A 21,696-nucleotide genomic window follows, 5' to 3' on the forward strand; every position below is an offset into this window, starting at 1 on the left:
ATAACAGCCATGGCAACCCCGGTAGGAAGACTTGCGGGGAGGATGCCGTTAACTGAATTATGTGCGGACTTACTCAGCCAGCCGCAGAAGGCTATTTTAGCCTGAACAGTCACAGGTTTGCCATGGTAGTCGCTACGCCGGAGTGCCCGCTGGCATTGGCTGATGTAGTGGCACCCATTGCATGGGTAGCGGTTATTTATTGATCGCCATATCTGTGTATGAAAGTTACTACCGCATCATTGCATAAGTGTGGCTATCATCACTCTGTCATAGTTATAAAAAGGTGGCGCGCAGCTCGCGCGATGAAGAAATGTTCCGGTCGTTAATGATTTTCACAGAAATTGTGGTGCTGGTGATAGTGCTGCAATCCTCGTTTGTGCAATATCTGTTTGCTGATGCGCAGCGTACGGTATCAGACTGGCTGGTGGCCTTGTCTGAGGTACCAGATCAGGCCGAACTGGCGAAGCTGTCGGAACAGGTCACGCCTAATTTTGAAGCCATGCGCCCGTATCAAAAAAACTACCTGCATGAAGTGCTGGAAAGCAAATCTCAGGTGAATCATTTTTATGATTTATACTGTGTACGCGGGGATAAAAATCCGTACATTTCCGGTGCGTCACTGCGCTATTTCTGCTCCTCGATTCAACAAACCACCCTGCTGCATAACCCGGTTACCCGTTCAGGCTAAATTCAGGCTTGGCGCGTATACTAAGGGTAACGATAGGAGGGGAATACTATGAAGTTACGTACCTTTGTTCCGGCGTTGATGCTTGCAGCAACATCATTGCCCGCAATCTCTGCTGCTCAGGTAGAGGTCACCTGGCAAGAGCCAGACTCCTACACAGACGTGCGTCCTGCCAACGAATCCCGTAAGGGGTTTCGGGAGCGGGTTTTCCGTGGTCTGGATAAACATTTTGCCAGAATGGCGAAAGTACTGCCAGACGATAATACCCTGGCGGTCACCGTGACGAACCTGGATTTAGCCGGGCAGGTATGGCCAAGTAGCTTTGTTGGCTTTGGTCATGCCACGGGATCCGATGTACGGGTGATCCGGCGGATTGGCATTCCACGCATTGAGTTTAGCTATACGCTCACTGACAGCACCGGCGCGGTGGTAAAAAGTGCTGACGTGTCCCTAAAAGACATGGGGTTTATGGATACCATCGCCAGCAGTCGCTACAACGACCAGCTGCGTTACGAAAAACACATGTTGCAGGAATGGTTTGACGAAGAAATGTCAGCGGTGGTTGCCAGAAAGTAACCTGGCCTTATCTGCTCCGGTCTTACCGGGCTGATAAAAACCATTGTGTGAAAATAAACAACGCCCCGGATTACGGGGCGTTGTTATTTGTGTAGAACTCTCGCTTACAGGTAATCGAATTCACTGCCAGTGACGCTCAGCACATTCGCGGCGCCGGACTGAAAGGCCAGTCGGTGGCTGTCGCGGCGGGGCAATATGCGGGCTTCATAGAACGCGCAGCATTTTTCTTTGGCTGCCGCCAGCGTTGAATTATCAGACTGTTGCGCTGCATCTGCCATGCTGTACCACAGTACGCCCAGCAAGGAATAGGCGGTATAGGCCAGATAATCACAGGCCGCTACCGCGACATCCGCAGGCTCCATACCCAGGCAATCCGCCGAGGTAGCGCGCCAGTCATCCAGCAGGGCCTGTGCATGGGCACGACGCTCCTGGTTGTCCATCGCACTGATAAGTTCGCCAAACGCATCACAGGTGGCCGCCAGCATGTCGCCACCATCCCGGGTGAGTTTACGGCCAATTAAATCCAGCGCCTGAATACCATTGGTGCCTTCATATAACTGGGCAATCCGCACATCACGGGCCAGCTGCTCCATTCCCCATTCCCGAATATAGCCGTGTCCACCAAATACCTGAATACCATGGTTGGTGACTTCCAGCCCCATATCGGTCATAAAGGCCTTGCAAACCGGCGTGAGAAACTGGATGACTTTGCCGGCTTCACGTTGTTCGTCAGCGCTGCCGTGATGTTCAATATCCATGTACTTAGCATACAGCATAGACAGCGCCCGACACCCTTCGGTCAGGGTTTTCTGGGTGAGCAGCATACGCGCCACATCCGGCTGAAAAACAATGGCGTCGGCTTTTTCATCGGGTTGTTGTACCCCTTGTGGTGCCCGCGACTGTTGGCGCTCGCGGGCATAAGTCAGCGCGCCCTGAAAAGACGCTTCTGCAGCGCCAAGCCCCTGCAGACCCACCTGGAAACGGGCATCATTCATCATAGTGAACATACACGCCAGTCCCTGATGCGGCTCTCCAACCAGCCAGCCGGTGGCCCCGTCGTAGTTCATTACACAGGTCGGGCTCGCTTTAATTCCCATTTTATGTTCGATACTGCCCACCGACAGCGCATTAGGCTCTGCAGGTTCACCGTTCTCATCCAACAGTAATTTAGGAACCAGAAACAGGCTAATGCCCTTAACGCCTTTAGGAGCGTCCGGCAGCCTTGCCAGTACCATGTGAATAACGTTGCTGCTCCAGTCCTGATCGCCACCGGTAATGAATATCTTGTTACCGGTGATAGCGTAGCTGCCATCGTCCTGCGGCTCCGCTTTGGTAGACAGCAACGCCAGATCGGTGCCGGCCTGGGGCTCGGTGAGATTCATGGTGCCGGTCCACTCACCGGTGACCAGCTTACTCAGATAAAGGTCTTTCAGCTCTTTGGTGGCATGCTTGCGCATAGCCAGCACCGCGCTTTCGGTCAGCATGGTGGTCAGCCGCCAGCTCAGATTGGCAGAGTTCAGCATTTCATGAACCGGCACCGCCATGGTGTAAGGCAGGCCCTGGCCTTCATAGTCCACGGGGCCCAGCATGGCGTTCCAGCCATTGGCAATGTATTCCTGGTACGCTGCAGCGAAACCCTCTGGGGTCGTCACTTTCCCGTCTGCCAGCGTACAGCCTTGCTCATCGCCCGAGCGGTTAAGGGGAGCCACTACGTCGGTGGCAAACTTGGCGCCCTGGGCCACCACTTCATTGGCCAGCTCGCCATCGAAGTCATCTAACCCCAGGTGGGCATAGTGATCGTTCAGTGCCAGCCAGTCTTGCATCAGAAATTGAAAATCGGCTAGAGGAGCCTGGTATTGAGGCATGCTGCACTCCTTTTCAAACAGGTGTTTAAATTTGATCGTATTATACGCATAAATGTTTCTCTGAGAGTAGTCTGTTTCACCAGCTTTCCCCAAAATCTGACCGGCGTAGTCTTGCTTTTACTGTCAGCATTGGCATGCTTAGGGCACGTTAACCGGCGGGAAGATAAGTTATGAGCAGTGAACAGGCAGTGTGTATTGTCACAGGTGGCAGTGTGGGGATTGGCCTGGCTGTGTGCAACAAATTCGCCGGGGCAGGCTATCGGGTATTGAATCTGGATGTGGCTGAGCCACAGGAACGCCACGGTTATATTACCTGGCAGCAGTGTGATGTGACGAATGCCACCCAGGTGCATGACGCAATCGAACGCTTTGCCAGGCAACACGGGCGGCTGGATGTGCTGGTGTCTAATGCCGGGATCCACGTATCGGCCACCATTGAAGAAACCGATGAAGCCTTATTGGACAAAGTTTTCAGTATTAATGTGAAAGGCGCCTACCATGCCGTACAGGCGGTGCTGCCGACGATGAAGGCTCAACAGAGCGGCAGTATTGTGCTGATGTCTTCCGACCAGGCTATGGTAGGGAAGCGCAGCTCGTTTGCTTACAACCTGTCGAAAGCGTCGCTGGCGTCCATGGCCAGAACCACGGCTCTGGATTATGCCTCTTATGGCATCCGTGCCAATGCGGTGTGCCCGGGCACCATCGAAACGCCGCTGTTTCATAACGCCATCGACAACTATGTAGCGCAGGCCGGTGAGGACAAACAGCAGGTTGTAGCCAGCGAGGCAGCCGAACAGCCGCTGGGTCGGCTGGGAACACCGGAAGAAGTCGCGGAACTGGTGTATTTTCTGGGGAGCGACAAAGCCGGCTTTATTACCGGCAGTCTGCACAGCATCGACGGCGGATATACTGCTCAATAGGCTTTTCATGCGTTTTATCGATCCCCATATCCATCTGTTTTCACAGGCCCGCGGCAATTATCAGTGGCTTGCTGCGGACAATCCCCCTTTCTGGCCTCAGAAGGCGGCATTGCGACGGGATGTGTCTGAGCATGAGCTAAACGTGCCGGGCATGCAGGGATATGTGCATATTGAAGCGGGTTTCGATAACGTCAGGCCCTGGCGTGAAGTGCACTGGTTGCAACAACACTGCCGTTTGCCTATGCGTGTTATCGGCAGCGTGGCACTCTCATCACCGCATTTTAGTGCTCAGTTGAGTGCGCTGGCCACATGCGGGCAGGTGGTCGGCGTCCGCGATATTCTGGATGACCGGGCGGCGGACCTGTTGCGCCAGCCACAGGTCAGGCATCATCTCGGCTGTCTGGCCGATAGCAACCTGGTGTTTGAGGCGCAGTTAGCCATCACTGATACCGCAGCTGTGCAACAACTGGCAGCAGTGTTGCAGCGCTATCCCCGTCTCCAGGTGGTGTTAAATCATGCCGGCGGCGTGGCCGATGCAGCTAGTTTTTCCCGGCAGTGGCAGACGGCGATGCGGATGTTATCCCGGTTTAAGAATCTGGCGGTGAAAGTGTCGGGGTTTGAGATGTGTTTCCGGCCACTGAACTGGCGAGAGCTTACCCGCACGACCGAGTTTGCCGTGCAGCATTTTGGAAAAGAGCGGGTGATGCTGGCCAGCAACTTCCCCCTCATTTCCTGGCAATACAGCTACCGGCGATACTGGCAACAGGTAGCGCAACAGCTGCCGCACGCGTACCGCGATGCCGTGGTATACGACAACGCGGCGCATTATTACCGGTTCTCCTGAGCCGGCTTACTTCAGCTCTGTCACAACCATATGTGGTGAGCGGTACACCACCTCGTCATTCAGCTCAATACCAATTCCCGGCGTATCCGGTGCTTCAATGAAGCCATTCACCGGTTGCGGATCCTGTATACACAGCTCACGGTTCCAGTCTTTAATGGCATAGGTGTGGTGCTCATGAATAAGGAAGTTTGGAATGGCAGTTTCCAAATGCAGACTGGCCGCTGTCGCTACCGGCCCGCCGCAAACGTGCGCCTGAATGCGCACATCATAAATATCGGCGTAGTCACACACTTTTTTGGTTTCAGTAAATCCACCGCACAGCCCCACATCGGGCTGTAGCACATCCACCGACTGATCTTCCAGATAGGGCCGCACGTCCCAGCGGTTATACAGCCGTTCGCCGCCAGCGATAGGCACATTAACCCGGCGGGCCACTTTATCGTGTAGCTTAGCGTTCAGGTAATTGACCGGCTCTTCGTAATATAAACAGCCCAGCTCCTCAACCATGTCACCCAGTTGGATAGCCGTGCTGGCGCCCAGCAGGCTGTGGCACTCAAAAATGATATCGCCCTCATCACCCATGGTGTCACGGATGGCCTGCAAGCGGGCTTTAAACAATTTCATTTCTGCTTTCGTAAACAGCTTGGTGCGGTCGTAGTGCGTCACGCCCTCTTTATCATATACGATAGGGTCGACTTTCACGGCATCATAGCCGTCTTTCAAGGCTTTCTCGGTGGCTCGGGCATAGTCGTCAGGGTGATTGAGTTTGGTGACTTCTTTATCCCAGTCGAACTGCAGCTGACTGGCATAGCAACGTAGCTTACCGTTGGTTTTGCCGCCCAGTAGTTCATAGACCGGCACGCCCAGCGCTTTGCCGCGAATGTCCCATAGTGCCGTGTCGATCGCGCTCATGGCAGCATAAATCACCGGGCCACCGCCCAGTCCCCAAAAGCTCTCCCGCAGCATGCGGGCCCACAGGCCTTCGGTGTTAAACGGGTTCCAGCCGATCAGCATGGCTTCGGCAATTTCTTTGACCATATGTGCCGCGGCGCTGTGGCCCAGATCATACGCCAGCCCCGCTTCGCCGACACCGGTGATCCCTTCGTCGGTGTAGACCCGCACAAAGACCGGATTCCATGCTGGTCGCTTAGGGCAGTGAGTATCAAAAATTTCAACTTTGGTAATTTTCATATTGTTCCTGAAATGGGGGCTTATTCACAAAATCCGGGGTCGAGCCGGTAGGCTTTACGCAGCATGGCCGGCCAGGCCTTTGTGCCACCGGTCTCGCCACTGTGCACGACCTTTGCCTGGGCATAGATGTTCTCTACGATGGCAGGAGGAATGGCGATGACCTCCTCATTCGACTGCATGAGTGCCAGCTGAATTTCGCAGGCGCGTTGTAAGTCGTAGAAGCGCATAAAGGCGTCACCCACCGTGGGGCCCAGAGTAAGCGCGCCGTGGTTGGGCAGCAACATATGGTTGGTGTCGCCCAGGTCGTCCTGCAAACGCTGACGCTCGTTATCATCCACCGCCAGCCCTTCATAGCCGTGATAACTGAGTGACGGCAGCGAGAACATGGCGTACTGGCTCCACGGTTGTAAACCGCACTCAGAGCTGGCTACAGCGATGGTGGCCAGCGTATGCAGATGGACCACGCAGTGGGCATCTTCGCGGGCTTCATGGATGGCACTGTGAATGGTGAAGCCAGCCGGATTGATGCCATAGTCGCTGTCATCCAGGACATTGCCCTGCAAGTCCACTTTCACCAGGTTGGATGCGGTGACTTCTTCAAATGTGAGACCAAACGCGTTGACCAGATAGTGTGAGGTGCCGGGCACTTTTGCCGAAATATGGGTATAAATAAGGTCGCCCCAGCGCATGTCGGCAACCAGGCGGTAGCAGGCAGCAAGGTCTACCCGGGCTTGCCATTCTTCGTCAGACACCTTGCCTTTAAGGCTGCGGTCTTGCAGTTCGAACAATGGAATTCTCCTGTGAGCTGTGTAGAGCTAGAAATTACCAGAGCAGCTCAGCAGCAACAACCGGCAACGTGGAATATGGCATAACGAATGGCTACCTGGCGTCTTCCGGCAAGCTCGCCTGAAGCTTGCCTGCCTGCACAAACGCGTCCCGTAGCGGGACCAGGTCGTCGGCAAAACGCAGTTGCTCGTGGCGCAGTTCAAACGGGGAGGTTTTTTGCAGTCCGGCGACTTCCACTGCTGCCCAGCCGGGCGCGGCGAACTCAGAGGGCAGGGCAGCCAGGTTGGCCGACTCTGCACAGTAAAACAGAACCATGCCATTGGCGGTGGTACCCAGCACCGGCCCAACCTCCACATTCAGACCGGTCTCTTCCCAGGTCTCGCGGTGCGCCGTGCAGGCCAGCGAGCTGTCATCAGTACGTCCGCCGCCGGGCACATCCAGTTTGCCGGACAGACGGTGTGTGATAAACAGCAGGGTGTTTTGCGTACGGATAATACAGGCAGCGGCGCTTCCTTCAATGCTTACAGACGCACTGGTACGGCATACCGGTGGCTGCGGGGCGTTATCCGCACAGCCAAAAATCGTTAAAACCGCTAAAATTACTGATAAGCGAAAATTCTTATACATAAATCCCGGTAAAATAGAGCTGTTCCAAGAGCGGGCCGACAGCGCGCGCCTCACAATTAAAATTAAGCCACCAGACACGCGGTGGTCAGCGTCGCACTGCACCTTATTACAGATCATTACAGATGATTTTTTATCATGTAGTACAGGGAAACGCTGTTGAATGGGTACTTTAGCACGCGTGGCCCTGTAACCAATAGGAATGGATAATGTCTCTAAAAGCCGTATTTTCACCGTTACTGATAGCCATTGTAATGCTGGGCGCCTTGCTGGTGTACTTATATCTTCCCGAGGAAACACAGTCACAGGGCCGTGAACAACGTCCCACCCCTGTACGCGTAGCAGAAGTCATCAGGCAACCTTTTCCTATTACCATTGAGGCGCTGGGCACGGCCAAAGCCAATGAGTCCGTGACTATTACCGCGCAGGATACCGATGTAGTCGCTGAAGTAAATTTCGATGATGGTGAGACAGTTACCGCCGGTCAGGTTCTTATCCAGCTTAACAACCAGGAAGAGCTGGCCCGTATTCAGGAGCTGGAAGCGAATATTGCGGAAGCCCGGCGACAGCTTAAGCGAGTAAAAAACCTGCGGGCGACCAGTGCCGCCTCAGAGCAGCTGTTTGATGAGCAACAGGCGCGGGTAAAAGCGCTTACCGCACAGCTGGACGTGGCCCGGGCGCAGCTGGCAGATTTGCAGATCCGGGCACCGTTCGCCGGGTTACTGGGCATTCGCGCAGTGAGTAAGGGCGCGCTGGTACGCCCCGCCGATGTGATAACGACGCTGGATGATATCAGTATTATCAAAGTGGATTTCAGTGTGGCAGAGAATCATCTGGCCAGTCTGGCCGTGGGCCAGAAAATTGCCGCCAGCTCGGTAGCCTACCCGGGCCAGACCTTCAGCGGCACGATTACTACGGTGGACTCGCGTATCGATCCGGTGAGCCGCTCGGTGTTGGTACGTGCGCAGCTGGATAACAGCGACGGACGGTTACGGCCAGGTATGCTGTTAAGAATTACGGTAGAAAAACGGGTGCTGGACGCGTTTGTTGTGCCGGAAAAATCGCTGGTACCGGTGCAGGACAAACAATATGTGTTTGTGCTGGACGGCGACACCGTACGTGAAACGGAAGTGACCATTGGTGAACGCAAACCTGGTCTGGTCGAGATTACCAGTGGCCTGAGCGCAGGAGAGCGCATCGTCACCGAAGGCACCCTGCGGGTACGGGACGGCTCCAGGGTGAATGTACTGAATGACGGCCAGGGAGAGTAACCATGTGGTTGTCAGACGTTTCTGTTAAACGCCCGGTCTTTGCCACAGTAGTTAACCTGCTGCTGATTATTTTTGGGATTGTGGCGGTCAGTATGCTGTCTCTGCGGGAATACCCGGATATCGATCCGCCCATAGTAAGCATCAATACTCAGTACCCCGGGGCATCGGCAAACATTGTAGAGACCCGGATCACCCAGTTGCTGGAGGATCGGATTTCGGGGATCGAGGGCATCAAAAATATCACCTCCACCAGTCGCAATGGCCGCTCTGATATCACCATCGAGTTCAAACTAAGCCGTGATATTGATGCTGCTGCCAACGACGTACGGGAGCGGGTTAGCCGGGCGCTGAACAATTTGCCCGACCAGGCGGAGCCGCCGGAGGTGGCTAAAGCCAATTCCGATGAGAATGTGGTGGTGTGGTACAACCTGCGCAGTACCAATCTTAACACCATGGAGCTGACCGATTACGCCGAACGGTTCCTGGTGGACCGCTTGTCCATTGTCGAGGGCGTGGCCCGGGTGAGAGTGGGCGGTGGTCGTACTTATGCCATGAAAGTGTTTCTGGACCGCAATGCGATGGCGGCCCGGGGCGTCACTGTCACCGATGTGGAGCAGGTGATCCGCTCGGAGAACGTAGAGCTGCCGGCCGGTGAGGTAGAGTCTGAGGATCGTGACTTTGAAGTACGTGTGGCACGCAGCTACTTAACCCCTGATGATTTTGCGCAGTTAACCGTGGCGAGCGGTCAGGACGGCTATCTGGTGCGTCTGGGTGAAATTGCCTCGGTAGAGCTGGCGGCCGAAGATGACAAAACCGAGTTTCGTGGTGACGGCGTTAACATGATAGGACTGGGGATTGTTAAGCAGTCGAAAGCCAACACGCTGGAAGTGGCCCGGGCGGCGAGGGAACAAATCGAAAACATCGAGAAAACCCTGCCCGATAACATCTTTATCGTACCCAGCTACGACTCTTCTGTGTTCATTGAAGAGTCTATCAGTGAGGTCTATAACACGCTGGGCATCGCCATGCTCATGGTGGTGGTGGTGATTTACCTGTTTCTGGGTAACATTCGCGCTACTCTGATCCCGGCAGTGACGGTACCGGTGTCACTGATTGCCGCATTCATCGTGATGTATTCACTGGATTTCTCCATTAACCTGCTAACCTTGTTAGCCATGGTGCTGGCCATTGGTCTGGTGGTGGATGATGCCATTGTGGTACTGGAAAACATTTACCGGCGCATTGAAATGGGCGAGCCTCCTATGCTGGCTGCCTACCGCGGGGCCAAAGAAGTCGGCTTTGCGGTAATAGCCACCACCCTGGTACTAATCTCCGTGTTTGTGCCGCTTATTTTCCTGGAAGGCAATATCGGCCGCCTGTTCACCGAGTTTGCGCTGGCCATTGCGGCCGCGGTGGCATTTTCCAGCGTAACCGCACTGACACTGTCACCCATGATGAGCTCGTTATTACTGAAAAAGCGCCAGCGCTCGTCAGGTTTTGGCAGCTGGATGGACAGCCGCTTCAGTAAGCTGGAATCTGCTTACTACAACAGCCTGGGTAAAACTCTGCACCAGCCGCTGCTGATGGTGCTGTTGCTGGCCGTGGCGGTCACGCTGATTGTGCAGCTGTCTGAGCGGGTGCCAAGTGAATTTGTTCCCCGTGAAGATCGCGGCAACTTCTTCATTTTGATGCAGGCACAGGAAGGCGCAAGCTTCAAAAGCAATGCAGAAAATCTCAAGAAGATTGAAGACATTCTGATGCCCTACCGGGAGGACGGACGCATTGGACGGTTACTGGTGCGCACACCTGGCTTCGGAGGCAATGCCGGTATTGCTATTGTCGGTGCTGCGCCCTGGGACGAACGGGAGCACAGTACGTTTGAGTTGATGGATGAAATCAGCGAAAAGCTCAATGCAGTGCCGGATGTGCGCTCCTTTGCCATCATGCGAAGTGGTATCAGCGGCGGCTTTGGCCGGCCCGTTGAGTTCGTGTTGCAGGGGGATACGTACGAAAATCTGGTAGACTGGCGGGACACCGTGATGGCGCGGGCCGCAGAAAACCCTAATCTGATCCGCATGGACTCTGATTACAAAGAGACCTTTCCCCAGCTGCTGATTAATATTGACCGCGACCGCGCCGCTGATCTGGGCGTATCCATCAGTGATATTGGTCGCACGCTGGAAGTTATGCTGGGCCAGCGACGAGTCTCGACCTTTCTGGACCGTGGCGAAGAGTACAATGTCATTATGGAGGGCATCGAAGCCGATTATCGTAGCCCCAGCAGTATAGACAATCTGTATGTGCGTTCGCAGCGCAGTGGCGAATTAATTCCTATGGACAACCTGCTAACGTTCACCGAGCAAGCCACTTCATCGCGACTGAACCGCTATAACCGTATGCGCGCCATTACTATTTCAGCGAATCTTGCTGAGGGCTACACAGTGGGTGAAGCACTGGCCTATCTGGAAAACATTGTTCAGACAGAATTGCCCGACACTGTGTCAATTGACTACAAAGGCGAGTCGCAGCTGTATCAGGAAGCCGGTAATTCGTTTATTTATGTCTTTATACTGGCGTTGGCGGTGACGTATCTCATTCTGGCTGCCCAGTTCGAAAGCTGGATCCATCCGCTGGTTATCATGCTTACCGTGCCACTGGCGCTGGTGGGGGCGTTTATCGGGCTGTATCTGAGCGGGCTGACGGTGAACATTTACAGTCAGATTGGTCTGGTGATGCTGATAGGGCTGGCGGCGAAGAACGGCATCCTTATTGTGGAATTTGCCAACCAGCTGCGTGACGCCGGGATAGAATTTGAGGAAGCGTTACGCCGCGCTGCCCGCCAACGACTGCGTCCAATAGTGATGACCGGTTTCACCACTATTTTTAGCTCTTTACCGCTGGTCCTGGCCACCGGCCCTGGCGCGGAGAGTCGCACCGTGATTGGTATGGTAATTTTCTCCGGGGTGCTGGTGTCTGCGTTTATGACGTTATTTGTGGTGCCTACCGCGTACGCGTGGCTGGCCCGGCACACCGGCTCGCCGTTACGACGTACGCAGCAAATAGCGCAAATGGATGAAGATATTCCTTACCGCAAGGGCGAAACAGACAGTTAACTCTTTACGGTAGCAGGATAAAAAACGGAGGCCGGGCCCTCCGTTTTTTATCACTACATCCAAATAGCCATGTCATCTGGCTACCCGCCCTATTTGCAGGTCAGGCTGGCGCAGCTGAAGTAAGTTAAGGCAATGAGCCTCCAGGCACATTGTGTCCCCACACCCGTCAACATTAGTAAGTTCTTCGGTAACCGTAACTATTAACAATTGCCCACAGTAATCCTGTCTGAGGATTCCACAGTAAATACCTTACCCGTGTAGAAAAAGACAGGAGTCCTGAATGGCTAAAGGGCACGATGTACATTCGTTTACCCAGCTGCCACCAAAAGCCTGGTGGTCGGTGATAAAACAGGTATATACCAAGATACAAGAACACAATCTGTCATTAATTGCTGCCGGGGTGGCGTTTTATTTTCTCCTCGCTATCTTTCCTCTCCTGGCAGGGATCATCTCGTTATACGGTTTATTGGTAACACCGGAAAACCTGCAGGCACATATGAATACGCTGCTGGAAGCGGTGCCTCAGGAGAGTCGCGATATTCTTCAGGAACAAATGCGGAACCTGATGGAAAAGTCGGACGCCACGCTGGGAAGTGGGGTATTGTTAAGCTTACTGATTACGGTGTGGAGCTCCAGTAAGGGGGCCAATGCGCTAATCACCGCCTGTAATATTACCTACTACGAATCAACCCACCGGGGTTTTTTTCGCGCAATTTTGGCACGAATGGGCTTTACGCTTAGCGGGATAGCCATCATCGTATTTGCATTACTTGCCATGACAGTACTGCCTGACCTCATCAGCTGGTTAGGAGGGTACAAGCTAAGTGATACAGAGGCAAAGTGGATAACCTGGCCGGCGCTTATTGTGATGTTTAACGCCACGCTGGCTGCGTTGTACCGTTACGGCCCACATCGTAAAAAAGCCAAATGGCGCTGGGTCACAGTAGGATCGTGCAGTGCCACTGTACTTTGGTTGCTCGCCACGTTTGCGTTCTCCTGGTACCTCCAGTCCTTTGGCGCTTACGACAAGACCTACGGCTCGGTAGGCGGCATTATTGTGTTGCTTATGTGGATGTATATCAGCGCCTTTATCATTCTGTTGGGCGCAGAAATAAACTCAGCCATTGAATTACAGACTACCGAAGACAGTACGGTGGGAGAAGACCAGCCCATGGGTGAACGCGGTGCTTTTGTGGCGGATAACACGCCCGAAGGACTGAAAGAGAAGCGTAAGTAAAACTGCTGGAGCGGGCAAAGTGAACTGCCCGCCGCTGTTCTGCAACCACAAAAAAGCCGGCATAGTTGCCGGCTTTGTTAGTTTGACAGACTTACTCGTCGAGGAAGCTTCGCAGCTGCTCAGAGCGGCTGGGGTGGCGCAGTTTACGCAACGCTTTGGCTTCGATTTGACGGATCCGCTCGCGGGTTACGTCAAATTGTTTACCTACTTCTTCCAGAGTATGATCGGTATTCATGTCTATACCGAAGCGCATACGCAGTACCTTGGCTTCACGGGCCGTAAGGCCGGCCAACACTTCCTGAGTAGCATTTTTAAGGCTACCGCCAGTCGCTGAATCAAGCGGCTGAATGATGGTGTTGTCCTCGATAAAGTCGCCCAGATGCGAATCTTCATCATCACCAATGGGCGTCTCCATGGAGATAGGCTCTTTGGCAATTTTCAGCACCTTGCGGATCTTATCTTCCGGCATCAGCATACGTTCAGACAGTTCTTCCGGCGTAGGCTCACGGCCCATTTCCTGCAACATCTGACGGGAAATCCGGTTCAGCTTATTGATGGTCTCAATCATATGCACCGGGATACGAATGGTGCGGGCCTGATCGGCAATCGAACGGGTAATGGCCTGTCGGATCCACCAGGTTGCATAGGTTGAGAACTTGTATCCGCGACGGTATTCGAACTTATCCACCGCCTTCATCAAACCAATGTTACCTTCCTGAATGAGATCCAGGAATTGCAGGCCACGGTTGGTGTATTTCTTCGCAATAGAAATTACCAGGCGCAGGTTGGCTTCCACCATTTCTTTTTTGGCGCGACGCGCTTTCGCTTCACCAATCGACATACGACGGTTAATGTCTTTTATGTCGGCAATGACCAGACCAGTTTCCTGCTCAACCTGGTTCATTTTGGAAATACAGCGTTCAATTTCTTCGCGGTTGCTGGCCAGCTCGCTGGCATAGTCCGCGTTAGAGTCGATGGCTTCAGCTAACCATGCAGTAGAGGTTTCATTGCCCGCAAATGAGCGAATGAAATCTTTCTTCGGCATTTTCGCATTAACCACACAGAACTTCATAACCAGACGTTCCTGGATACGAACTTTGTCCATCATGGCACGCATGTTTTTAACCATGCGGTCGAATTGCTTCGGTACCAGACGGAACTCTTTAAAGATATCACTCAGAGCCGTGATCTGTTCACGTGCGTCAGGGTGCGAACGGCCTTTATCTTCAATTACGCCGCGGGCCTTGATGTACTGATCACGCAGTTCGGCGAACTTTTCGCGGGCCTGCTCAGGGTCTACACCAGTATCTTCTTCCTCGTCGTCTTCGTCCTCGTCGTCATCTTCGTCTTCCAGCTCTTCTTCAGAGAGCTCTGAACCGACGTGTGTGGCGGTGGGCGCGAGGTCCTGGTCGTCGTCGGGATCGACGAAGCCAGAAATAATGTCACTCAGGCGGATTTCTTCCGCTTCGTACTGGTCCCACTGATCAAGCAGATAGGTAATTGCTTCTGGATATTCAGCGACCGAGCACTGCACCTGATTGATGCCGTCCTCAATACGCTTAGCAATTTCAATTTCGCCTTCCCGGGTCAGCAGCTCAACGGTACCCATTTCACGCATGTACATGCGCACCGGGTCGGTAGTACGGCCAATTTCGCTTTCAACGGTAGCTAGTGCCTGTGCCGCCGCTTCGGCTGCGTCTTCATCGGCAGTGGCTTCTTGCATGAGCAGCTCGTCTGAGTCTGGAGCAGACTCCGAAACCTGGATACCCATGTCATTGATCATGCGGATAATATCTTCGATTTGATCAGAATCGACGATGTCTTGCGGCAGGTGGTCGTTTACTTCTGCAAAAGTGAGATACCCTTGCTCTTTACCTTTTGCAATCAGGAGTTTAATCTGAGACTGCTTGCTTTGCGCCATATACCCTACACTTCTCACATTCAATTAATTTGCAATAAACAGGGCTGTTGCTCCCTGTTTGCTGTCGTTTCATTGCCGCCCACCCGGCTGTAACCTGTTCTTCTGGTTACCTTGTCTGGGTCTTGCTGCCCGATTCTGGCGAGTAATTCTCACGACACCATGGTTAACATGGTCTGCGGCGAATTAGCCAGTATAGCAGATTTATTGTTATTTTGGCCAGATTGACGGCGGAATTTTTAACCAGAAATCACACTTTTAGGATCGCTGGCGTTCCTTCATGAGCAGGTTCAGTTCCTGTTTTTCCGCCTGTGAAAGCGGCTGAACCCGAGACCGGGATATCAGTGTTTCTATCCGACTGTCGAAATGCCAGTCCAAAAGCTTGGCAAAACTGTCGCTGTATACCTGGCGGGCGTCTTCGTCACTGACCAGATTTTCCTGTAACAGCAATTTCGTAATATGTGATGAATGGGGGTGATCACGAAAGTTTTCAATCACCTGCGCTGTCGTCGCCTGTGGGTGTTGCTGGCAATATTGGTGTACATCAATCAGCAAGTCCATGCCGGCCATGCCGCTGCTTTGCAGCAGAGTGGGGGACACTTCTTCACACTGGCTGGCTAATACAGGGGACTCAACTAACAGCTTTATCATCATACGCAGCGGCGATAACCGTGAGCGTTGCACGGCATGGCGGGGCTGGGTATTGCGGCTATTGCGCGGGTTGTGGTTGGCTTTGGCAATGTCCTGCTGTAACCGAAAGCGGTCATATTCGCCAACATGTTTGGCCAGCTCTTCCTGCAGCAGGGCACGCTGCTCGTCACCTAATACCTGATCGATAAGCGGCTGAGCCGCATTCTTCAGGGCCAGTTTGCCCTCCGGCGTGCCCACCTGGTGTTTTTTCAGTAAATTATCAAAAAAGAACCGGGACAGCGGCATAGCCTGGTCGGTGAGGGCGGTAAACGCTTCGGTTCCTACAGCACGGACCATGGTATCGGGGTCTTCGCCGTCAGGCAGAAACAGAAAGCCCAGCTGCACGCCGTCTTTCAGTGCCGGCAACGCATTTTCCAGCGCTCGCCAGGCCGCTTCCCGGCCAGCCCGGTCGCCATCATAGCAACACACAATATGTGAGGTGCCCCGGGTCAGCAACTGCATATGTTCCGGCGTGGTGGCGGTACCCAGCGCCGCGGTGGCGTTATTGATGTCGAACTGGCTGAGCGCCACCACATCCATATACCCTTCCACAATAATCACCTGGTTCAGTTGCCGGTTCGCCTGTCTGGCCTGATAGTAGCCGAACAACTCCTGCCCTTTGTGGAATATTCGGGTTTCCGGTGAGTTCAGGTATTTCGGACCACCGTCTTCTAATACCCGGCCACCAAAACCGACGACCCGACCACGCCGATCGCGGATGGGAAACATGATACGGTTGCGGAAAAAGTCGTAGGTTTTGCCTTGCTCGTTTTTATTCACCAGCTTTAGGTCAATCAGCTGACGAATACGGTCATGGTCCGTACCAAAGGTTTTCAGCACCGCGTCCCATTCATCGGGCGCATAGCCAATTTCCCAGCGCTTCACTACGTCACCGGATAATCCCCGCTGTTTAAGGTAGTCAATGGCTTGTTGGCTGTGCGGATGATTGCGCAACTGATGCTGGAAAAAGCGCGCCACCCGCTCCATAAGCGAATAGTCGTCTTCCAGTTGCTGCTTTTTCTCTTCGCTCATGGCCGGACGCATACCCTTTTCACGAGGGACTTCCAAGCCGTGGAAACGGGCCAGTTCTTCTATGGCCTCGACGAATTCCAGGCGGTCGAACTCCATCATGAAGGAAATGGCGTTACCGTGCGCGCCGCACCCAAAGCAGTGATAGAACTGTTTGTCCTGACTCACCGTGAAGGACGGGGTTTTTTCGTTATGGAAGGGGCAACAGGCCTGGTAATTTTTACCGGCTTTTTTTAGCTTCACACGGCTGTCTACCACATCCACTACATCAGTGCGGGCGAGGAGGTCATCTATGAAGTCGCGTGGAATTTTACCGGCCATGATACAACGAGAGCAAATGGATAAGGATGCCGTACTTTAGCAGGATGGCGGCGTTGCGCAACAGCGAAAGTGCGCTGTTGCGCAAGGACATCATGGGTTTAAACGCGCCTTTACTTTGCCGCTCAGTGCGCCCATGTCGGTGCGCCCTTGTACTTGTGGTTTAAGCACGCCCATCACTTTACCCATGTCCTGCATACCTGCAGCACCCGTGGACGTAATAGCGTTGTCGATAAGCGCCGCCACTTCATCGTCGGTGAGCGGTTGCGGCAGGAAGGTTTCCAGCACCGCAATTTCTTCACGTTCTTTGGCAGCCAGCTCCGGACGGTTTGCATCGTCGTACTGACTGGCAGCATCCTGACGCTGTTTTACCGCCTTGGTGATCACGGCCAGTACCGCGGCGTCATCCAGGGTGATTTGCTCATCAATTTCACGCTGTTTAACGGCGGCCAGGGTCATTCGAATGGTGCCCAGACGAACTTTATCTTTGGCGCGCATGGCGTCTTTCTGAGCGTTTTTCAAATCATCAACTAATGACATGCTAGTTTCCTTTCTACTGAGAGCTCGTATTGCGCTATGCACTATACCCTAGGGATATTGTGCATATGGCAATAGTCACTTTTGTTTAGCGCAAATGAAAAAGGTGCTGCCGAAGCAACACCTTTTGTGACTCGTTTGCCAACTCAGTCTTAGTAGAGTTTTACGCGACGTGCGTTTTCACGAGCCAGTTTTTTCAGATGACGCTTCTTAGCGGCAGCTTTCTTACGCTTGCGTTCCCAAGTAGGCTTCTCGAAGAACTCACGACGACGAACTTCAGACAAAACGCCTGCTTTTTCACAAGAGCGCTTAAAGCGACGCAGCGCCACATCAAATGGCTCGTTTTCTCTAACTTTAACGATAGGCATTAAATTCTCACCTCAAAACTTAACTGATATCCGGGTTAATATTGTGCGCGAAAAAGGCACCCGGGTTAAAAATGGTGCGAAATTCTAATCATATCCAGCGCGAATGTAAAGCATGATTTGCTAAAAAATAGTCAGTTTATGGCAAAATTGCCACGCTGCCATTCCCTGCTACAGCCATTAGCGGTACACTCTGGCGTCGTTTAACTTTTTACTTTCAGTCAACAGGCCAGATGTAATGCGGATTTTGGGTATAGAAACTTCTTGCGATGAAACCGGGGTTGCCGTTTATGACGACACGCTGGGGCTATTATCGCACGAATTGTACAGTCAGGTGAAGCTTCATGCGGATTATGGTGGTGTGGTACCCGAATTGGCCTCCCGCGACCACGTACGTAAAATCATTCCGTTGATTGAGAAAGCACTGCACGACGCCGATACCCGCGGTCAGGATCTGGACGGCGTGGCGTTCACCCAAGGCCCGGGGTTAGTCGGCGCGTTGCTGGTGGGCTCGTCAGTGGGCCGGGCACTTGCGTATGCCTGGGGCGTGCCTGCAGTTGGGGTACACCACATGGAAGGGCACCTGCTGGCGCCCATGCTGGAAAGCCGCGCGCCGGAATTTCCCTTCGTTGCGTTACTGGTATCCGGTGGCCACTCCATGCTGGTAAAGGTAGCCGGCATAGGCCAGTACGAGGTACTGGGTGAGTCTATTGATGATGCCGCCGGTGAGGCGTTTGATAAAACCGCCAAACTGCTGGGGCTTGATTATCCGGGTGGGCCGCTGCTGGCTAAACTGGCGGAGAAAGGGGAGCCGGGTCATTATAAATTTCCCCGTCCTATGACCGACCGCCCCGGACTGGACTTTAGTTTCAGCGGCCTGAAAACATTTGCTGCAAATACCATCCGCGATGCCGCCAATGATGAACAGACCCATGCCAATATAGCCTATGCATTTCAGGAAGCCGTGGTCGATACGCTGATCATTAAGTGTCGCCGGGCGCTCAAGCAAACCGGTATGAAACGTTTGGTGATTGCCGGCGGGGTAAGCGCCAACACCATGCTGCGGGAGAAAATGCAGCAACTCATGGGTGATATGAACGGCGAGGTGTTCTACCCCGCGCTGGAATATTGTACCGACAATGGTGCCATGATTGCGTATGCCGGCATGCAGCGCCTTAAGAGTGGCGAGCAATGCGGGCTGGCGGCGCCGGCCAAACCGCGCTGGCCACTGGATACGCTGGAAGCGGTTTAGCACACACTCTGCACACAGCAGCGGCGGAGTTTGTCGTCATCAGGCGTTGCCTGGCCGTAACGCCCGTTGACTTGGTTGCGCTATCTGGCCATATTTGCAGGTATTAATTATCGCCCGCTGTGACTACCCATCCATGAAATTCTTTTTGCTATTAAGCGGCTTGGTGGCCGCTTCCTTCATCTTTGCTGCAGCCGTGAACGCCCAACCAGCGCCGCAACAACACGTGGTGCTGATGTCTCTGGATGGTTTTCGCCACGATTATATTGAAAAGCACGATGCCGGTAATCTGGCCCGGATTGCCGATGAAGGCGTGCGGGCAGCGGGGCTGATCCCAGTTTATCCGGCGAATACCTTTCCAAACCATCTTTCGATTGTCACCGGTGTTTACCCCACTGCACATGGCATTGTGAATAATCGCTTTTATGATAAACAGCGGGTGAAGAAAAACGGCTACGCCGCTTACAGCCTGGGTAAAGGCAAACAAGACAGTTCGTGGATAAATGCGCTGCCGCTGTGGAACCTGGTGGAATTTCATGGCAAAAAAGCTGGCAGCTTTTTTTGGCCGGAAGCTGATGCACGCATCAACGGCGCGGTGCCGACCTATCATTATCACTACAACAAATATGCCAGCTACCAACAACGGGTAGACCAGATTGTGCAGTGGCTGTCATTACCTGATGCCTCGCGACCTGTATTTGTGGCAGGTTATTTTTCACTCACTGACACGGTAGGGCATGATTATGGCCCTGACGCGCCAGAAACCAAAGCCGCCGTGCAGCGGGTTGATGCGCTTGTGGGTGAGCTTTACGACAGACTACAGGCATTGCCGGTACCTGTGAACCTGATCATTGTGGCCGATCACGGCATGACGTCAGTGGACGAGGAACGTTTGATCACCGCCGAGTCACTGGGCATAGATGAAAGCTTTGTATACGAAAATGAAGGCGCGCAAATCATGGTGTACGCCAGACCGGGTGTGCCGCCGCAAGCGGTAGAGGAAGAAGCCACTAGGTTACGGGCACTGGCAGACGGGCGGTTTACCGTATTAAGTGATACGGAGCGCGCCGAGCGGCATTTTCAGCGGGGGCCGCGCACCGGCGACATCGTGCTGGAAATTGCCCCGCCAGCCCGGTTTATTGATGCCGACCACACATTTAGCAGTCCGGGCGGGCACGGTTATTTACCCAGCCACCCCGACATGGCAGCCACCTTTGTGGCGGCTGGCCCTGCATTTAAAAAGGGGGCGCGGTTGCCGGCTCTGTCGGCGCTGGAAATCTATCCCGGCATTGCGCACCTGCTCGGTTTGCCCCTGCTAAGCGAAACCGTCAGTGACGGGGCTGTGTTTAAACAGGGGCTTTCCGAGAAAATAGCAGGGGCCGAGTAAGTAACCTGCCCTTTGCGCAGCGCAAAGACTAAAGTGTCTGTGCATCCAACCAGTCGGCAAAGCGGCTTGCAATAGCCTGGGTGCTGAACTCACACCGGGAGGGCCCGGTGGCGTCCTGATATTCCACCACGTTGTCATGTTGCTTAACATCACTCACCGGCATGCGAACCGATATCAGCATGCCGTCAATTTCAATTTCCTCAGCACCCATTAGTCTGTCCTTCTGCTTTCTACTTTTCAGTATTACTGCGTACGCAGGCCGTCCGGTTTGGTTTAGCCGGACCACTTTCACAAAGCCGGACACCGGTGGACGTGGCGTCCTCTTACTGCGGGTTACATGGGGACAGACCTTCGTCAGCCCTGGAATGCGGCAAAGCAGGGCTATTTCAGCTAGGGCGAAGCCGACAATACCGGGTGGGTGACCAGCGTTGGCCAGCGACGGAATGCGTTATCAATGCCCGGACGTTATTCTTTGATCCGGCCTTTATGCCAGATTTTACTTTCCGTCCGTGAGAGCAGACGCACAATGTTGTCTTTATGGCGGGCAATAATCAGCACGGCCAGCATGGCCACAGGAAGCGTATAGTCGGGTTTTATAGACCAGGTAAACAGCGGAGCCAGTGAGACCGCGACAATGGCACCGAGAGACGAATACCCAGATATAAACACCACAATAATCCAGGTAAATATTAATAAGCCAGCCAGGTCGAGGCCAATGGGTAACATGGCGCCAAACGCGGTGGCCACAGCTTTGCCGCCTTTAAAGCCAAAGTAGAGCGGGAAAATGTGTCCCAGGCATGCCCCAATCGCAATGACGCCCAGAAACACAGGCTCTATGCCAAGAAAATAACTGCCGTAGACGGGCAGTGTGCCTTTAAGAATGTCACTGATTAGCACCAGGATGGCAGGGACTTTGCCACCGATACGGAATACATTGGTCGCCCCCGGGTTACCCGAACCGGCGAGTCTGGGATCGGGTAAGCGAAATAATCTGCAAATGATAATAGCACTGGAAAGAGAGCCCACCAGGTAGGCCACTCCGGTCATCAGAATTATCAGTGCGATCATGTATTACTACCGGCGTTCAGGTT

General features: G+C 53.6%; 20 protein-coding genes. 10 read left to right on the top strand and 10 right to left on the bottom strand.

Features of this window, described 5'->3' with window-relative positions:
- Positions 1-59: 59 nt before the first annotated feature.
- The 3 genes from OCL06_RS00440 to OCL06_RS00450 all read left to right on the top strand — a co-directional run bounded on the left by OCL06_RS00440 (position 60) and on the right by OCL06_RS00450 (position 1,261).
- On the top strand, positions 60-203 hold the full coding sequence (locus OCL06_RS00440; RefSeq protein ID WP_262991749.1) for a hypothetical protein: 144 nt from the start codon (positions 60-62) through the stop codon (positions 201-203).
- A gap of 122 nt (positions 204-325) precedes the next feature.
- The gene (locus tag OCL06_RS00445) at positions 326-688 is read left to right on the top strand and encodes a hypothetical protein (protein ID WP_262991750.1); all 363 of its coding nucleotides are present in this window, start codon (positions 326-328) and stop codon (positions 686-688) included.
- A gap of 48 nt (positions 689-736) precedes the next feature.
- On the top strand, positions 737-1,261 hold the full coding sequence (locus OCL06_RS00450; RefSeq protein ID WP_262991751.1) for a DUF3016 domain-containing protein: 525 nt from the start codon (positions 737-739) through the stop codon (positions 1,259-1,261).
- Between the two features lie 104 nt (positions 1,262-1,365).
- On the opposite strand, the gene OCL06_RS00455 is transcribed toward OCL06_RS00450, so the two are convergent.
- The gene (locus OCL06_RS00455) at positions 1,366-3,126 is read right to left on the bottom strand and encodes an acyl-CoA dehydrogenase family protein (protein WP_262991752.1); all 1,761 of its coding nucleotides are present in this window, start codon (positions 3,124-3,126) and stop codon (positions 1,366-1,368) included.
- Between the two features lie 170 nt (positions 3,127-3,296).
- Between OCL06_RS00455 and OCL06_RS00460 the strand changes: the two genes are divergently transcribed.
- Both OCL06_RS00460 and OCL06_RS00465 read left to right on the top strand, forming a co-directional pair.
- On the top strand, positions 3,297-4,046 hold the full coding sequence (locus tag OCL06_RS00460; protein ID WP_262991753.1) for an SDR family NAD(P)-dependent oxidoreductase: 750 nt from the start codon (positions 3,297-3,299) through the stop codon (positions 4,044-4,046).
- 7 nt (positions 4,047-4,053) lie between these two features.
- Positions 4,054-4,890, top strand: a complete 837-nt coding sequence (locus OCL06_RS00465) for an amidohydrolase family protein (protein ID WP_262991754.1) — start codon at positions 4,054-4,056, stop codon at positions 4,888-4,890.
- Between the two features lie 6 nt (positions 4,891-4,896).
- On the opposite strand, the gene OCL06_RS00470 is transcribed toward OCL06_RS00465, so the two are convergent.
- The 3 genes from OCL06_RS00470 to OCL06_RS00480 form a co-directional block, all read right to left on the bottom strand.
- Positions 4,897-6,081 (bottom strand): mandelate racemase/muconate lactonizing enzyme family protein, encoded by a 1,185-nt coding sequence (locus tag OCL06_RS00470; RefSeq protein WP_262991755.1) that lies wholly within the window; start codon positions 6,079-6,081, stop codon positions 4,897-4,899.
- 20 nt (positions 6,082-6,101) lie between these two features.
- The gene (locus tag OCL06_RS00475) at positions 6,102-6,869 is read right to left on the bottom strand and encodes a class II aldolase/adducin family protein (protein ID WP_262991756.1); all 768 of its coding nucleotides are present in this window, start codon (positions 6,867-6,869) and stop codon (positions 6,102-6,104) included.
- Positions 6,870-6,960: 91 nt separating this feature from the next.
- Entirely contained in the window at positions 6,961-7,494 is a 534-nt protein-coding gene (locus tag OCL06_RS00480) for an NUDIX hydrolase (protein ID WP_262991757.1), read from the bottom strand.
- A gap of 206 nt (positions 7,495-7,700) precedes the next feature.
- Between OCL06_RS00480 and OCL06_RS00485 the strand changes: the two genes are divergently transcribed.
- The 3 genes from OCL06_RS00485 (at position 7,701) to OCL06_RS00495 (ending at position 13,112) form a co-directional block, all read left to right on the top strand.
- Entirely contained in the window at positions 7,701-8,762 is a 1,062-nt protein-coding gene (locus OCL06_RS00485; RefSeq protein ID WP_262991758.1) for an efflux RND transporter periplasmic adaptor subunit, read from the top strand.
- 2 nt (positions 8,763-8,764) lie between these two features.
- The gene (locus OCL06_RS00490; protein ID WP_262991759.1) at positions 8,765-11,875 is read left to right on the top strand and encodes an efflux RND transporter permease subunit; all 3,111 of its coding nucleotides are present in this window, start codon (positions 8,765-8,767) and stop codon (positions 11,873-11,875) included.
- A 280-nt stretch (positions 11,876-12,155) separates the two neighbouring features.
- Positions 12,156-13,112: a YihY/virulence factor BrkB family protein gene (locus OCL06_RS00495; RefSeq protein ID WP_262991760.1), complete on the top strand. Its 957-nt coding sequence runs from the start codon at positions 12,156-12,158 to the stop codon at positions 13,110-13,112.
- A gap of 91 nt (positions 13,113-13,203) precedes the next feature.
- Here OCL06_RS00495 and rpoD read toward each other — a convergent pair whose 3' ends face one another.
- The 4 genes from rpoD to rpsU all read right to left on the bottom strand — a co-directional run bounded on the left by rpoD (position 13,204) and on the right by rpsU (position 17,972).
- Positions 13,204-15,033 (bottom strand): RNA polymerase sigma factor RpoD, encoded by a 1,830-nt coding sequence (rpoD, locus tag OCL06_RS00500; RefSeq protein WP_262991761.1) that lies wholly within the window; start codon positions 15,031-15,033, stop codon positions 13,204-13,206.
- 255 nt (positions 15,034-15,288) lie between these two features.
- Positions 15,289-17,070 carry a DNA primase gene (gene dnaG / locus OCL06_RS00505; RefSeq protein WP_262991762.1) on the bottom strand — a complete coding sequence of 594 codons (1,782 nt, stop codon included), beginning with the start codon at positions 17,068-17,070 and terminating at the stop codon, positions 15,289-15,291.
- A gap of 90 nt (positions 17,071-17,160) precedes the next feature.
- On the bottom strand, positions 17,161-17,607 hold the full coding sequence (locus tag OCL06_RS00510) for a GatB/YqeY domain-containing protein (protein ID WP_262991763.1): 447 nt from the start codon (positions 17,605-17,607) through the stop codon (positions 17,161-17,163).
- Between the two features lie 149 nt (positions 17,608-17,756).
- A complete protein-coding gene (rpsU, locus tag OCL06_RS00515; RefSeq protein ID WP_012517258.1) occupies positions 17,757-17,972 on the bottom strand; it encodes a 30S ribosomal protein S21 in 216 nt (71 codons plus the stop codon).
- Between the two features lie 235 nt (positions 17,973-18,207).
- On the opposite strand from rpsU, the gene tsaD reads away from it, so the two are divergent.
- A complete protein-coding gene (gene tsaD, locus OCL06_RS00520; RefSeq protein WP_262991764.1) occupies positions 18,208-19,221 on the top strand; it encodes a tRNA (adenosine(37)-N6)-threonylcarbamoyltransferase complex transferase subunit TsaD in 1,014 nt (337 codons plus the stop codon).
- A 133-nt stretch (positions 19,222-19,354) separates the two neighbouring features.
- On the top strand, positions 19,355-20,605 hold the full coding sequence (locus OCL06_RS00525; RefSeq protein ID WP_262991765.1) for an alkaline phosphatase family protein: 1,251 nt from the start codon (positions 19,355-19,357) through the stop codon (positions 20,603-20,605).
- A 28-nt stretch (positions 20,606-20,633) separates the two neighbouring features.
- Here OCL06_RS00525 and OCL06_RS00530 read toward each other — a convergent pair whose 3' ends face one another.
- Both OCL06_RS00530 and plsY read right to left on the bottom strand, forming a co-directional pair.
- Complete coding sequence (locus OCL06_RS00530; protein ID WP_262991766.1) at positions 20,634-20,816, bottom strand: hypothetical protein; 183 nt, start codon at positions 20,814-20,816, stop codon at positions 20,634-20,636.
- 254 nt (positions 20,817-21,070) lie between these two features.
- On the bottom strand, positions 21,071-21,673 hold the full coding sequence (gene plsY, locus OCL06_RS00535) for a glycerol-3-phosphate 1-O-acyltransferase PlsY (protein ID WP_262991767.1): 603 nt from the start codon (positions 21,671-21,673) through the stop codon (positions 21,071-21,073).
- Positions 21,674-21,696 lie beyond the last annotated feature (23 nt).

This window comes from Alteromonas salexigens (assembly GCF_025628895.1).
Taxonomy (GTDB): domain Bacteria; phylum Pseudomonadota; class Gammaproteobacteria; order Enterobacterales; family Alteromonadaceae; genus Alteromonas; species Alteromonas salexigens.

Excerpts from the sequence above, each read along its gene's own strand:
- OCL06_RS00440 (WP_262991749.1), top strand. The coding sequence starts at position 60 with ATGTGCGGACTTACTCAGCCAGCCGCAGAAGGCTATTTTAGCCTGAAC.
- OCL06_RS00445 (WP_262991750.1), top strand. The coding sequence starts at position 326 with ATGATTTTCACAGAAATTGTGGTGCTGGTGATAGTGCTGCAATCCTCG.
- OCL06_RS00450 (WP_262991751.1), top strand. The coding sequence starts at position 737 with ATGAAGTTACGTACCTTTGTTCCGGCGTTGATGCTTGCAGCAACATCA.
- OCL06_RS00455 (WP_262991752.1), bottom strand. The coding sequence starts at position 3,126 with ATGCCTCAATACCAGGCTCCTCTAGCCGATTTTCAATTTCTGATGCAA.
- OCL06_RS00460 (WP_262991753.1), top strand. The coding sequence starts at position 3,297 with ATGAGCAGTGAACAGGCAGTGTGTATTGTCACAGGTGGCAGTGTGGGG.
- OCL06_RS00465 (WP_262991754.1), top strand. The coding sequence starts at position 4,054 with ATGCGTTTTATCGATCCCCATATCCATCTGTTTTCACAGGCCCGCGGC.
- OCL06_RS00470 (WP_262991755.1), bottom strand. The coding sequence starts at position 6,081 with ATGAAAATTACCAAAGTTGAAATTTTTGATACTCACTGCCCTAAGCGA.
- OCL06_RS00480 (WP_262991757.1), bottom strand. The coding sequence starts at position 7,494 with ATGTATAAGAATTTTCGCTTATCAGTAATTTTAGCGGTTTTAACGATT.
- OCL06_RS00485 (WP_262991758.1), top strand. The coding sequence starts at position 7,701 with ATGTCTCTAAAAGCCGTATTTTCACCGTTACTGATAGCCATTGTAATG.
- OCL06_RS00490 (WP_262991759.1), top strand. The coding sequence starts at position 8,765 with ATGTGGTTGTCAGACGTTTCTGTTAAACGCCCGGTCTTTGCCACAGTA.
- OCL06_RS00495 (WP_262991760.1), top strand. The coding sequence starts at position 12,156 with ATGGCTAAAGGGCACGATGTACATTCGTTTACCCAGCTGCCACCAAAA.
- rpoD (WP_262991761.1), bottom strand. The coding sequence starts at position 15,033 with ATGGCGCAAAGCAAGCAGTCTCAGATTAAACTCCTGATTGCAAAAGGT.
- dnaG (WP_262991762.1), bottom strand. The coding sequence starts at position 17,070 with ATGGCCGGTAAAATTCCACGCGACTTCATAGATGACCTCCTCGCCCGC.
- OCL06_RS00510 (WP_262991763.1), bottom strand. The coding sequence starts at position 17,607 with ATGTCATTAGTTGATGATTTGAAAAACGCTCAGAAAGACGCCATGCGC.
- rpsU (WP_012517258.1), bottom strand. The coding sequence starts at position 17,972 with ATGCCTATCGTTAAAGTTAGAGAAAACGAGCCATTTGATGTGGCGCTG.
- tsaD (WP_262991764.1), top strand. The coding sequence starts at position 18,208 with ATGCGGATTTTGGGTATAGAAACTTCTTGCGATGAAACCGGGGTTGCC.
- OCL06_RS00525 (WP_262991765.1), top strand. The coding sequence starts at position 19,355 with ATGAAATTCTTTTTGCTATTAAGCGGCTTGGTGGCCGCTTCCTTCATC.
- OCL06_RS00530 (WP_262991766.1), bottom strand. The coding sequence starts at position 20,816 with ATGGGTGCTGAGGAAATTGAAATTGACGGCATGCTGATATCGGTTCGC.
- plsY (WP_262991767.1), bottom strand. The coding sequence starts at position 21,673 with ATGATCGCACTGATAATTCTGATGACCGGAGTGGCCTACCTGGTGGGC.